This window comes from Microbacterium lacus, assembly GCF_039531105.1.
In the GTDB taxonomy this organism is placed as follows: Bacteria; Actinomycetota; Actinomycetes; order Actinomycetales; family Microbacteriaceae; genus Microbacterium; species Microbacterium lacus.
Genome location: NZ_BAAAPK010000001.1, coordinates 2,899,536 through 2,912,245, shown reverse-complemented (window position 1 = coordinate 2,912,245; position 12,710 = coordinate 2,899,536). Strand labels below are relative to the sequence as shown.

13 protein-coding genes are annotated in these 12,710 nt (G+C 72.6%); 12 read left to right on the top strand and 1 reads right to left on the bottom strand.

From position 1 onward, the window contains the following. Positions 1 to 110: 110 nt before the first annotated feature. The gene (locus tag ABD197_RS13815; protein WP_344055436.1) at positions 111 to 884 is read left to right on the top strand and encodes a DUF2510 domain-containing protein; all 774 of its coding nucleotides are present in this window, start codon (positions 111 to 113) and stop codon (positions 882 to 884) included. A gap of 2 nt (positions 885 to 886) precedes the next feature. Here the strand turns inward: ABD197_RS13815 and ABD197_RS13810 are convergent, their stop codons facing one another. Continuing rightward, the gene (locus ABD197_RS13810; RefSeq protein ID WP_344055435.1) at positions 887 to 2,179 is read right to left on the bottom strand and encodes a glutamyl-tRNA reductase; all 1,293 of its coding nucleotides are present in this window, start codon (positions 2,177 to 2,179) and stop codon (positions 887 to 889) included. An 81-nt stretch (positions 2,180 to 2,260) separates the two neighbouring features. On the opposite strand from ABD197_RS13810, the gene hemE reads away from it, so the two are divergent. Genes hemE through ABD197_RS13755 form a run of 11 tightly spaced genes read left to right on the top strand, consistent with a single transcriptional unit; the run spans position 2,261 to position 12,688 of the window. Then, positions 2,261 to 3,349: a uroporphyrinogen decarboxylase gene (gene hemE / locus ABD197_RS13805; RefSeq protein ID WP_344055434.1), complete on the top strand. Its 1,089-nt coding sequence runs from the start codon at positions 2,261 to 2,263 to the stop codon at positions 3,347 to 3,349. Positions 3,350 to 3,385: 36 nt separating this feature from the next. Continuing rightward, positions 3,386 to 4,705: a protoporphyrinogen/coproporphyrinogen oxidase gene (locus ABD197_RS13800; RefSeq protein ID WP_344055433.1), complete on the top strand. Its 1,320-nt coding sequence runs from the start codon at positions 3,386 to 3,388 to the stop codon at positions 4,703 to 4,705. Further along, positions 4,702 to 5,373, top strand: a complete 672-nt coding sequence (gene hemQ / locus ABD197_RS13795; protein WP_344055432.1) for a hydrogen peroxide-dependent heme synthase — start codon at positions 4,702 to 4,704, stop codon at positions 5,371 to 5,373. Before ABD197_RS13800 ends, hemQ begins: the two co-directional genes overlap by 4 nt. Further along, complete coding sequence (locus ABD197_RS13790) at positions 5,370 to 6,551, top strand: ferrochelatase (RefSeq protein ID WP_344055431.1); 1,182 nt, start codon at positions 5,370 to 5,372, stop codon at positions 6,549 to 6,551. Before hemQ ends, ABD197_RS13790 begins: the two co-directional genes overlap by 4 nt. Beyond that, positions 6,548 to 7,495, top strand: coding sequence for a hydroxymethylbilane synthase (gene hemC / locus ABD197_RS13785; protein ID WP_344055430.1), 948 nt, complete (start codon positions 6,548 to 6,550; stop codon positions 7,493 to 7,495). The genes ABD197_RS13790 and hemC overlap by 4 nt, the downstream gene beginning before the upstream one ends. A gap of 22 nt (positions 7,496 to 7,517) precedes the next feature. Further along, a complete protein-coding gene (hemB, locus tag ABD197_RS13780; RefSeq protein WP_344055429.1) occupies positions 7,518 to 8,513 on the top strand; it encodes a porphobilinogen synthase in 996 nt (331 codons plus the stop codon). Next, positions 8,510 to 9,847 carry a glutamate-1-semialdehyde 2,1-aminomutase gene (gene hemL / locus ABD197_RS13775; RefSeq protein WP_344055428.1) on the top strand — a complete coding sequence of 446 codons (1,338 nt, stop codon included), beginning with the start codon at positions 8,510 to 8,512 and terminating at the stop codon, positions 9,845 to 9,847. The genes hemB and hemL overlap by 4 nt, the downstream gene beginning before the upstream one ends. 5 nt (positions 9,848 to 9,852) lie before the next feature. Then, positions 9,853 to 10,659, top strand: a complete 807-nt coding sequence (locus ABD197_RS13770) for a sulfite exporter TauE/SafE family protein (protein WP_344055427.1) — start codon at positions 9,853 to 9,855, stop codon at positions 10,657 to 10,659. Positions 10,660 to 10,697: 38 nt separating this feature from the next. Then, positions 10,698 to 11,147, top strand: coding sequence for an FAS1-like dehydratase domain-containing protein (locus ABD197_RS13765; protein WP_344055426.1), 450 nt, complete (start codon positions 10,698 to 10,700; stop codon positions 11,145 to 11,147). Then, a complete protein-coding gene (locus tag ABD197_RS13760; RefSeq protein WP_344055425.1) occupies positions 11,144 to 11,548 on the top strand; it encodes a MaoC/PaaZ C-terminal domain-containing protein in 405 nt (134 codons plus the stop codon). The genes ABD197_RS13765 and ABD197_RS13760 overlap by 4 nt, the downstream gene beginning before the upstream one ends. A 3-nt stretch (positions 11,549 to 11,551) precedes the next feature. Further along, positions 11,552 to 12,688 (top strand): UDP-N-acetylmuramate dehydrogenase, encoded by a 1,137-nt coding sequence (locus ABD197_RS13755; protein WP_344055424.1) that lies wholly within the window; start codon positions 11,552 to 11,554, stop codon positions 12,686 to 12,688. Positions 12,689 to 12,710 lie beyond the last annotated feature (22 nt).

Below are 12,710 nucleotides of genomic sequence, written 5' to 3'. Positions count from 1 at the left end.
CCCGTCGCGCGCCCCGCGTCATCCGATCAGGGCGAGAGCGCCGCGGCGCGCTCGGTTAGGCTCGACAGGCGACCGGCTCCCGATGGCCGACGCGCGAGAGGGATGAGCTGATGGCCGACAGGACGACGCCTCCGGGCTGGTACGACGACAGCCGCGGCGCCCTGCGCTGGTGGGACGGGACGCAGTGGACGGAGCACGTGCAGACTCCGGATGCCGAGACCGGCGAGACCGCGTCGGATGAGGGCATCGATGCCGCGACATCCCTCCCCGCCGAACTCGCACCCGAGGGCGCGAGTCCCGCGGTGTCCGCGCCGCCCGGATACCCGGGCGGCTTCCCCGGGGGGACGGCTCCTTCCGGCGGATTCATCTCGGCGACCGAGCCAAAGAAGTCGAAGCTCTGGATCGTCTGGGTCGTGGTCGGGATCGTGCTCCTCGGCCTCGTCGTGGCGATCGCCGTCCTGATCCCGCTCATCATCGGCCTGGTCAACGGCGCGCAGGGCGTGTCGGACGCCGACCGCGCCAGCGCGGTGTCGACGGTGGAGTTGTACGACGAGGCGTGGCAGACCGGCGACTGCGACAAGTTCCAGGCCTCGACGACGGAGAACTTCCGGGAGGGCCTGCAGATCGTCGACTGCGCAAGCTTCACCGCCGCGTCGCAGGGCTTCGTCGACTCGGTCGACGACTACAAGCTCAACGTCACCTCGGTCCAGAGCGAAGACGCCGATCAGGTAACGGTGCTCACGTCCGAGACCTACACGAGCACGGTGGACGACCAGGGCAACCAGACCGACGAGGCGCTTCCCTACGAGGATCGCTACGCGTACATCCTCATCCCCGCGGGCGACGGCTGGGCGATCGACCAGGCGCTGGACGCCTCCGAGTGAGGTCAGCCCCGCTCGGCTGAGCCGGTGCGGGGCGCGTCCTCGTCGCGTCCGCCGGGACGGCGGAGCGGCGTGACCGCGCCGCCGGCTGCGGCCGGATCGATCCCGAACACCGCGTGCAGGCCGGCCTCGAAGTTCGACACGCGGCCGCCGGCGGCGAGATCCCGGGCCCGCTGGGTCGGCTCGTGAAGGAGAGCTCCCGCGAAGTGCCGGAGCGCTTCGGTGACCGCCGCCGCCTGCTCGGCCGGCATCGACTTGGCGGACAGGCGGCTCAGCTCGACCTCGAGGGCGTCGAACACGTGGGAGCGCAACGCCACGATCGCCGGTGCCGCGGTCTGCTCGGCGGCGAACACCGCGGCCGCGGAGGAGACGAGTTCGCGCGCGGTCGCATCGGGGGCGAGCATCGGCAGCCGCGCGTGCGTGGCGATCAGCTCGAGGTCCATGAGCTCCACGCCCGGCAGGCGCCCGACCGCGGGGTCGACGTTGCGCGGCAGGCCGAGGTCGATGATCGTCCGGCGGGCGTCGTCGGGCACATCGCCGACGGTCACGGTGTAGGTGGTCGTGCACGTGATCACGACATCCGCCGATCCGACGGCATCCCGCAGATCGTGCGCCGCGCGGACGTGATACTTCTCGGCGAACTGCTCGGCGCGCCCGGTGAGGGAGTAGACGGACAGATCCGAGACGCCGAGCGTCCGGAGCGCGGCGACGGTCGTCGCGGCATAGTTGCCGGTGCCGACCACGAGGGCGCGGGTACGGCGCCAGTCGGGTACGCGGGTGCCGGCGAGCTGGAGGGCGAACTGCACGAGGGAGCGTCCGGCCTTGCCGACGGCCGTCGCCGCACGGACGTCGCGGGAGACTTTCGCCGCGCGCTGGAAGGCCGTGTCCAGTTCGGGGGTAGTCGCCTTCGCGGTGCGGGCGGACTCGTAGGCGCGGCGCACCTGCCCGGCGATCTCCTCCTCGCCGACCGCGATCGACTCCAGGCCGGAGGTCACCGCGAACAGGTGGTGCAGTGCGGGAGCCCCGGCGAGCACTTCGGCCCGCTCGCGGAGGGCGTCGCGCGAGAGGTCCGCTGCGGTCGCGATCGCGCGCAGCGTCGCTTCGGCGGCGCTCGTGTCGGCGCCCTGCTCGACGTCGAGGTACGCCTCCACCCGGTTGCACGTGGAGACCAGGACCGCGCCGCGCGCCCGCCCGCCGTCCACGAGTGCGGTCGCCGATTCTGCGGTCACCGCCTCCGAGAGGCGGCCCAGAAGATCGAAATCCGCCGTCCGGTGGGACACGGAGACGCAGAGAAGCACTACTCCATGGTACGTAACCCCCGGGGCACCCGGCGCACCGCCCGCACCGGACGGACAGGTTGCGGTGGGACAATGGTCCATATGTCTTCCCCCGCGTCACATCCCCTCCGTGACGGTCGCACCACCACGTCCCCGCTCGTCCGGGCCCTGCGCGGCGACCGGCCCGAGACCACCCCGATCTGGTTCATGCGCCAGGCCGGCCGGAGTCTCCCCGAGTACCGCGAGCTCCGCGTCGGCACGGCGATGCTCGACGCCTGCCTGAACCCCGAGCTCGCGAGCGAGATCACGCTGCAACCGGTGCGCCGGCACGGCGTGGACGCCGCCGTGTTCTTCAGCGACATCGTGATCCCGCTGCGGCTCGCCGGCGTCCCAGTCGAGATCGTCCCGGGCCGCGGGCCCGTCCTGGAGGCGCCGATCCGGTCGGCATCCGACATCCTGAGACTGCGCCCGATCGACCCGGATGCGCTCGACCCGATCCGCGAAGGCGTCGCCCGCACGGTGGCCGAGCTCGGCAGCACACCGCTCATCGGCTTCGCCGGCGCCCCGTTCACCCTCGCTTCGTACCTCGTCGAGGGAGGTCCGTCCAAGGACCAGTTGAGGGCTCGCAGCCTCATGGTTTCCGACCCGCAGGCGTGGGCCCAGTTGTTGAACTGGTGCGCCGATGTGTCCGGTGCGTTCCTGCGTGCGCAGGTCGACGCCGGCGCGAGCGCCGTCCAGCTCTTCGACTCGTGGGTGGGTTCCCTGTCACGCCGCGACTACCAGCGCCGCGTCGCCCCGCACTCGAAACGGACGCTCTCGGCATTGCGCGGGCTCGACGTGCCGATCATCCACTTCGGTGTCGGAAGCGGCGAGGTGCTGGACCTCATGGCGGGGATCGGCGCAGACGCCGTGGGTGTGGACTGGCGCCTGCCGCTGGACGAAGCATCGCGCCGACTCGACGATCGCGTCGTGCTGCAGGGCAACATCGACCCGGCCTGGCTCGGGGCTCCGTGGGAGAAGCTCGAGGCGCACGTCCTCGACGTCCTCGAGCGCGGCAAAGCCGCCCCCGCACACGTGGTGAACCTCGGTCACGGCGTGCCGCCCGAGACCGATCCGGACGTACTCACGCGCATCGTCCGGCTCGTGCACGAGGTCGGCTCCGTCGCACCCGAGCCGACGTGGGCGGGCTGACCCACGCTCCCACCGGTCTCGCCGCTGTCTGACGGCGTGCCCGCACCCGCGGGCGCGCCGGTGCTCGTCGTGGGCGCAGGGATCGGCGGTCTTGTGATCACCCGTGACCTGGCCCGTGCCGGCATCCCCGTCACGCTGCTGGAGGCGTCGGATCGTGTCGGCGGGCAGCTCGCCCCGCTCCGCATCGACGGCGTCGAGGCGGATGCGGCCGCTGAGTCCTTCGCCACGCGGGACGGGACGGTCGCAGCGCTCGCCGCCGAGATCGGTCTCGGAGGCGACGTCGTCGCCCCGCGCGACACCCCGGCGTGGGTGATCGGCCCGGGCGGCGCGGCGCATCCGCTGCCCGCCGCGAGCGTGCTCGGCATCCCTGGCGACCCCTCTGCGCCCGACGTCGTCCGCGCGATCGGGCGACGCGCTTCCCTGCGTGCGGCGATCGACCGCTGGGTGCCGCTGCGCGCCCCCGAGGACTACCGCTCCATCAGTGACCTGGTGCGCCGGCGGATGGGCGAGCGGGTACTCGCCGAACTCGTGGCACCGGTCGTCCGCGGGGTGTACTCGACGAGTCCGGACGAGCTCGCCGTCGCACTCGCCTCACCGGGGCTCCCCGCCGCGTTGCGGAACGCCCGCTCGCTCGGGGAAGCCGTGCTGAGTCTGCGCGCCGCGAGCGCGGCGGGGTCGCAGGTCGCGGGGATGCGCGGCGGTGTGCACCGCATCGCGACGACCCTTGCCGCGGATGCCGTCGCCGCAGGCGCCCGCATCCGTCTCGGTTCCCGCGTCACGGCCGCCGGTCACGACGGTGTGACGCTCGTGGGCGGGGAGCGCCTCGCGGGGCGGGTCGTGATCGCCGCCTCGGACGCGCAGGGGGCGGCATCCCGAACCCGATCGATCACGGTCGCGATCGCCTCGCTCGACGCGCCCCAGCTGGATGCTGCGCCGCGCGGCACGGGTGCACTCGTCACGCGCGGCGCGCCTGGCATCACGGCGCGGGCGTTCACGCACTCCTCGGCGAAGTGGGAATGGGTCGCGGATCTGCTTCCGGCGGGCCGCCACCTCGTGCGCCTCTCGTACGATGAAGTGCCGGGTGATCCGGAGGCCACGGTGGCCGCAGACCTGCGGGCCGTCACGGGCGCGGAGATCGGCGGACTCCGCGACCTCCAGGTGCGCACCTGGACGCGGACGCTGGAGGTGGCGCCGCCGCCGAGCGGTGTGGAGGCCGCGGGAGAAGCGGCTTCGCTCACCGGATTGGCCGCGATCGTGGCGGACGCCCGTGCGAGCGCCGCCCGGATCGCCGAGACCGTCCGCGAGGACCCGCGCACGCGGGCAGACCAGCCGGACCGCACGGAAGGACGAGCATGACCACCGAGACGAACGAGACGATCGGGTACGGCCTCTGGGCGATCCTGGCCCGGCCCGCAGGCCCCGCGGCGGCTCCGCAGACGACCGAGCTCGCCGCGGCCATCGCGGGCCTCGAGGCGACCGGCGTCACGCTGCGCGGGCTGTACGACGTGTCGGGTCTCCGCGCCGACGCCGACCTCATGATCTGGCTGACCGGCGCCGACGCGCAGGCACTGCAGGCGGGTCTGCGCTCCCTCCGTCGCACGGCCGCTCTGGCCTCGCTCGAGCCGCGGTGGAACGCCCTCGGAGTGCATCGCGAGGCGGACTTCACACGCGACCACGCCCCGTCCTTCATGCGCGGTCTGCCGCCCAAGGGCTGGGTGAGTGTCTACCCGTTCGTCCGGAGCCTGGACTGGTACATCCTCCCCGAGGACGAGCGGCGCGGGATGCTGAGCGAGCACGGCCTGAAGGGCCGCGACTTCCCGCAGATCCAGCCGAACACCGTCGCCGCCTTCGCCCTCGGCGACTATGAGTGGATCCTCGCGCTCGAGGCCGACGACCCGATCGACCTCGTGGACATGATGCGACACCTGCGCGCGACCGAGGCCCGCCGTCACGTGCGCGAGGAAGTCCCCTTCTTCACCGGCCGCCTGATCACGCTCGACGAACTCCCCGAGGTGCTGTCATGACCGATACGACCCCCCTCGTCCGCTCCGCGAGCGACGCCGCCGCGACGGGCGCGCCGCACATCGAGGTCCCCGTCGCGTACGACGCGATCCTCCTCGCGGGCTTCGGCGGACCGGAAGGCCAGGACGATGTGATCCCGTTCCTGCGCAACGTCACGCGGGGGCGCGGCATCCCGGATGAGCGTCTCGAGGAAGTCGCCCACCACTACCGCCACTTCGGCGGCATCAGCCCGATCAACGCGCAGAACCGCGCGCTGAAGGCCGCGATCGAGGGCGAGCTCGCCGCCCGCGGCATCGACCTGCCCGTGTACTGGGGGAACCGCAACTGGGCGCCGTACCTCGAGGAGGCCGTCCAGGAGGCCGCCGGGGCGGGCGACACGACCCTCCTGGCGATCGCCACGAGCGCGTACAGCTCGTACTCCAGCTGCCGCCAGTACCGCGAGGATTTCGCCCGCGTTCTGGAGGCGACCGAGCTCGTCGGCACCGTCACGATCGACAAGGTCCGGCAGTTCTTCGACCACCCCGGCTTCGTGCACGCCTTCACGGAGGGCGTCCGGGATGCCGTCGCGGCGCTCATCGCCGACGGCGTCGCCGCAGACCGCATCCAGGTGCTGTTCTCGACCCACAGCATCCCGACCGCCGACGCCGAGCGCTCCGGCCCTCGCGACCGCGACTTCGGCCCCGGCGGCGCGTACGCGGCGCAGCACGAAGCGGTTGCGGCGTTCGTGATGGCGAACGTGCGCGACGAGGTGCCCGCCGCGGCGCAGACCGACTGGGAGCTCGTGTACCAGTCGCGCTCCGGCCCGCCGAGCCAGCCCTGGCTCGAGCCCGACGTGTGCGACGTGATCGGCGAACTGCCCGATCGCGGCAAGGACGCGGTCGTGATCGTGCCCCTCGGCTTCGTGAGCGACCACATGGAGGTGCTCTGGGACCTCGACACCGAGGCGATGGAGGCGGCCGAGGAGGCCGGCATCCGCGCGGTCCGCACCCCGACGCCGGGCGTGGACCCCGCGTTCGTGAGCGGCCTGGTCGACCTCGTCGTCGAGCGCCTGAAGGGCACCCCGGCCTCCGCGCGTCCGCACCAGACCGATCTCGGTCCGTGGTTCGACGTCTGCCGGCCGGCGTGCTGCGAGAACGTCCGCGCGGGGTTCAAGCCGGCGGTGTCGGGCCTGCTTCCGTGAACGCGCTGCTCAAGCCCGGCGCGCCGCTGCGCGTCGGCACGCGTGCGAGCGCCCTGGCGGTCGCGCAGAGCTCGGCCGTCGCCGCGCGGTTCGGTCCCTTCGAGCTCATCACCATCACGTCGGAGGGCGATCGCTCGTCCACGCCGCTCGCGTCGATGGGCGGCACCGGTGTCTTCGTCTCAGCGCTGCGGGACGCGCTGCGCGACGGCCGCGTCGATGTGATCGTGCACTCGTTCAAAGACCTGCCGACCGCGCCGGCGGACGGCATCGACCTCATCGCCGTTCCCGAGCGGGCCGACGCGCGGGATGCGCTCGCGACCCGAGACGGCATCACCCTCGCCCGGCTGCCGCACGGCGCGCGCGTGGGCACCGGTTCGCCCCGCCGCCGGGCTCAGCTGCTCTCGGCTCGTCCCGACCTCGAGGTCGTCGGCATCCGCGGCAACGTCGACACGCGGCTCGGCCGGCTCTACGACGCCGATGACGACCGCCGCATCGACGGACTCGTGCTCGCTGCGGCGGGGCTGGAGCGCCTCGGCCGCCTCGGCGAGGCGTCCGAGCTCTTCGACCTCGCCGCCTGGCCGACCGCGCCGGCGCAGGGCGCCCTCGCGATCGAAGTCCGCTCGGATGCCGCTCCCGCGCTGCGCGAGCGGATCTCGGCGGTGGACGACCCGTCCACGCGCCGCGCGGCGATCGCCGAACGCGGGGTGCTGTCCCGGCTGGAGGCGGGCTGCTCGGCGCCGATCGCCGCCCACGCCGCCCTCCGCGGCGCGGACCTCGCGCTCACCGCGAGCGTGTTCGCCCCGGACGGCTCCGGCGAGCTGACGGTCGTGCAGACCGCGCCCGCCGACACGGATGCCGCGGCATCCGATCTCGCCGACCACGTCGCCGCCGAACTGCTCGACCGTGGCGCCGCGCAGCTGGCACCCCTGGGCGCGGCGGGATGACCGCCGCGCGGAAAGGACGCCCATGACCACGCCCCTGCCCGACATCCGTCCCCGACGCACCCGCGCGACTCCCGCCTGGCGGCGCCTGGTCGCCCAGACGCGGCTGCACGCGCGCGAGCTCGTCCTGCCGATGTTCGTCCGCGAGGGCGTGAGCGAGCCCGTCCCGATCTCCTCGATGCCCGGAGTCGTCCAGCACACGACCGACTCGTTCAAACGAGCCCTGCATGATGCCGCGGATGCCGGCATCGGCGGCGTGATGCTGTTCGGAGTCCCCGCGCACAAGGACGCCACCGGCTCCGGAGCGGATGACCCGGACGGCATCCTGAACGTCGCCACGCGGATCGCCGCCGCCGAGGTCGGCGGTGACCTCGTGGTGCAGACCGATCTGTGCCTGGACGAGTTCACCGATCACGGCCACTGCGGCGTGCTCGACGGAGCCGGCCGCGTCGACAACGACGCGAGCCTGGAGCGGTACCGCGCGATGGCTCTCGCGCAGGCGTCCGCCGGCTCGGCGCTGCTCGGCTTGTCCGGGATGATGGACGGTCAGGTGCGCGCGGTCCGCGACGTCCTCGACGCCCACGGCCACCACGACACCGCGATCCTCGGCTACGCCGCGAAGTACGCCTCTGCGCTGTACGGACCGTTCCGCGAGGCGGTGCAGTCCTCCCTCGAAGGCGACCGCCGCACGTACCAGCTCGACCCCGCGAACGCGCGGGAAGGGGAGCGCGAGGCCGCGATCGACGTCGCCGAGGGCGCGGATGTCGTCATGGTCAAGCCCGCCTCGCTGTACCTGGACGTGCTGTCCCGCGTGGCCGCGGCATCCCCGGTCCCGGTGTGGGCCTATCAGGTCAGCGGCGAGTACTCCATGATCGAAGCCGCCGCGGCGAACGGCTGGATCGACCGCGAGCGGGCGGTGCTCGAATCGCTCGTCTCCATCCGGCGAGCCGGCGCCGACGGCATCCTCACCTACTGGGCCGTCGAGGCGGCGCACCTTCTCCAGGACGGAGCCGGAGCATGACGAATCAGACAGAGTTCGCGCGCGCGCAGGCGGTGATCCCGGGCGGGGTGAACTCGCCCGTCCGTGCCTACCGGTCCGTCGGCGGCACTCCGCGGTTCCTCGTCTCAGCCCGCGGGCCGTACGTGACGGATGTCGAGGGTCGCGAATACGTCGACCTCGTGTGCTCGTGGGGTCCCGCCCTGCTCGGCCACGCGCACCCCGACGTCGTGGCGGCCGTGCAGCGCGCCGCCGCACACGGGCTGTCGTTCGGGGCGACCACGCCCGGAGAGGCGCAGCTCGCGGAGCTGCTGCGGGAGCGGACGACCGTGGGCTCGACCCGCATGTTCGAGCGGGTGCGCCTGGTCTCCACCGGGACCGAGGCGACGATGACGGCGGTCCGTCTCGCGCGCGGCGCCACCGGCCGAGACCTCGTCATCAAGTTCGCCGGCCACTACCACGGGCACTCGGACGGGTTGCTCGCCGAGTCGGGTTCGGGCGTGGCCACCCTCGGTCTGCCGGGGTCGGCCGGCGTCCCCGCCGCCGTGGCCGCCCTCACGATCGTCCTGCCGTACAACGACCTCGGAGCGCTCGAGGCCACGTTCGCGGCCCACCCCGGTCGCATCGCCGCGGTGATCACGGAGGCCGCGGGTGCGAACGCGGGCGTGCTCGTGCCCGGACCCCGGTTCAACCGGCACCTGGCGGACCTGACGCGACGCGAGGGCGCACTGCTCATCCTGGACGAAGTGCTCACCGGCTTCCGCGTCGATCCGGCCGGATGGTGGGGCCTGGAGGCGCGGAGCGCGGACGAAGAGCCGTGGACACCGGACCTCGTGACGTTCGGCAAGATCGTCGGCGGCGGGCTGCCGCTCGCGGCGGTCGCCGGACGTGCCGAGATCATGGAACTCCTCGCACCGCTCGGCCCCGTCTACCAGGCCGGGACGCTGAGCGGCAATCCGCTCGCCGTCGCGGCCGGCCACGCCACGCTGCGCGCCGCCGACGACGGCGTGTACGCGCGTATCGACCACTCCGCGGCGGTGCTCTCCGGTGCCGTCGAGGATGCGTTCGCCGCCCAGGGGCTCCCGGTGACCGTGTCCCGTGCCGGCAACCTGTTCTCCCTCGCGTTCCGCGACGGAGAGGTCCGCGACTACGACGATGCGAAGGACCAGGAGGCCTGGCGCTACCGGGCGTTCTTCACCTCGATGCTCGAGTCCGGCATCAGCCTGCCGCCGAGCGTGTTCGAAGCGTGGTTCCTGTCGGCCTCGCACACCGACCGCGAGCTGGACCGCATCATCACCGCCCTCCCCGCCGCGGTGCGGGCCGCTGTCGAGGCTCCGCGCCCCGACGCGGCAGGATAGAGGGCATGCCCGAGATCGACGCGCCGCACACCTCCGAACCGAAGGGCGCGAAGTACATCCTCACGTGCCTGGGCATCGGACTCCTCGCGGGTCTCATGTCGGGGCTGTTCGGTGTCGGCGGCGGGACGGTGATCGTCCCGCTCCTCGTGCTGATCCTCGCCTACAACCAGCGGCTCGCGGCGGGCACGTCTCTCGCCGCGATCGTCCCGACCGCGACGGTCGGCGTGATCGCGTACGCGCTGAACGGGTCGGTCGCCTGGATCCCCGCACTGATCCTCGCCGCCGGCGCGGTCGTCGGCGCCCAGATCGGCACGTGGCTCCTGCCGCGGGTGTCCCTGTTCGCGCTGCGCTGGGCATTCATCGCGTTCCTGCTGGGAGTGATCGTCAGCCTGTTCCTGGTGATCCCCTCGCGGGATGCCGGGCTGCCGCTGACCGTGTGGTCGATCATCGGTCTCGTCGTGCTGGGTCTGATCACCGGGACGATCGCGGGACTGATCGGCGTCGGCGGCGGGATCATCGTCGTCCCCGCCCTCATGCTGCTCTTCGGCACGAGCGACCTGATCGCGAAGGGCACGTCGCTGCTCATGATGATCCCGACCGCGATCTCGGGCACGATCGGCAACATCCGCCGCGCGAACGTCGATCTGAAGGCCGCCGCCCTCATCGGCGTCGCAGCCTGCACCACGACCGCGCTCGGAGCCTGGATCGCGACGCTCGTCGATCCGTTCTGGGGCAACGTCCTGTTCGCCGCGTTCCTCGTCTTCATCGCCACCCAGATGGCGGTGCGCACGATCCGGTCCCGGAAGGCCTGAGCCGCGGCGGTCGCGGGGCCGCTCGGTAGACTTGTCCGGTGCCAGTGAATCCCGAGCTCGTCGGGCGGGTCTTCCCCCCGACCGCCCCGTATCTCGTCGGTCGTGAGAAAGTGCGGGAGTTCGCCCGTGCGGTCTTCGCCGACGACCCGCAGCACGTCGACCCGGCGGCCGCGGAGGCGCTCGGGTACGCCGACGTCGTCGCACCGCCGACGTTCGCGATGGTCATCCAGGACCAGACCCTCCAGCAGCTGCTCGCCGAGCCCGACTCCGGCATCGTGCTGCAGAACGTCCTGCACGCCGAGCAGCGCTTCCGCTACACCCGCCCGATCGTCGCGGGCGACGAACTGACCGGCACGCTGTCGGTGACCGGCATCCGCGCGATCGGCGGCAACGCCATGGTCACGAGCGAGGCGGAGATCACCGACGCCGCGGGTGCGCACGTCGTCACCGCCACGTCGGTGCTCCTGGTCGGGGAGGGCGAGAAGTGAGCGCCGCCGCCGTCGGAGACGTCGTCGCCGAGCGCAGCGTCCACCTCACGCGTGAGTCCCTCGTCCGCTACGCCGGCGCCTCAGGTGACTTCAACCCGATCCACTACCGAGACGACGTGGCGGCATCCGTCGGTCTTCCCGGTGTGCTCGCACACGGCATGCTCACGATGGGCCTCGCCGTCGAGACGCTCGTGCCGTGGCTCGGCGATTCCGGGCGCATCCTCGAGTACGGCGTGCGCTTCACGCGTCCCGTCGTCGTGGACCCCGAGACCGGCGCCGAGCTGCGCATCGTCGCGAAGGTCGGCGCGGTGCAGGACGACGAGCTGCGCATCGACCTCACCGTCACCCACGCCGACACCACCGTCCTCGGCAAGGCGCAGGTGCGGGTGCGGTCCGTCTAGCCGATGCCCGAGATCGACCCGATACCGCTCTCGCAGCTGACGACGCTCCGCACCGGAGCCGCGCCGGCGCGCATGGTCGACGCGCTCACCGTGGACGAGCTCATCGGCGTGCTCCGCGAGGCCTGGGCCGACGGCGAGCCGCTGCTCGTCCTCGGCGGCGGCTCCAACCTGTTCGTCGGAGACGAGCCGTTCGAGGGGACCGTCGTGCGCGTCCTCACGAAAGGCATCGAGCGGTTGCCGTCACCCCGGCCCGGCTTCGTACGGCTGCGGGTGCAGGCCGGTCACGACTGGGACGACCTCGTCGCCCACGCCGTCACCGAAGGGCTCGCCGGCATCGAGGCGATGGCCGGGATCCCCGGGACCGTCGGCGCGGCCCCCGTGCAGAACATCGGCGCCTACGGCCAGGAGATCGTCCAGACCCTCGCCGAGGTCGAGCTCATCGACGAGGCGACCGGCGATGTCGCGACGGTGCCCGCGTCCGAGCTCGGGCTGGGGTTCCGCACGTCGGTGTTCAAGCAGCACTACGGTTCGGTCGCCCAGCGCCCGGCCGTGATCCTGTCCGTCACGCTCGAGCTCGCCGACGTCGGGCACGGGGAGCGGCCGGTCGCGGGAGAACAGCTGCGCGCCGCCCTCGGACTCGCCCCCGAGGACACCGTCTCGCTCGCATGGGTGCGGGAGCACGTCCTCGAGACCCGACGCCGCAAGGGCATGGTGCTCGACGCGTCCGACCCCGACACCTACAGCGCGGGGTCGTTCTTCCAGAACGCGATCGTGTCGGCATCCTTCGCCCGCACGCTGCCGCCGGAGTGCCCGCGATGGCCGGTGACGCCCGACCTCGACCCGGTCCTGGTGATCCCGCTCGCCGCGTACGAGGGCTACGTGCCCCGCGCCGCGGCGCAGGAGTCGGACGTCAAGATCAGCGCGGCGTGGCTCATCGAGCACGCCGGGTTGCGCAAAGGCTTCAAGCTCCCGCGCTCGCGGGCCGCGCTGTCGAGCAAGCACGCGCTCGCGCTCACGAACCGGGGCGAGGGCACGGCGGAGGAGCTCGCGCAGCTTGCGCGATTCATCCAGGGCCGCGTGCAGGCCGAGTTCGGACTCATTCTGCAGCCGGAGCCGGTGCTCGTCGGCGTCGAGCTCTAGCCCCGCCGCGCTTCACGCGCGC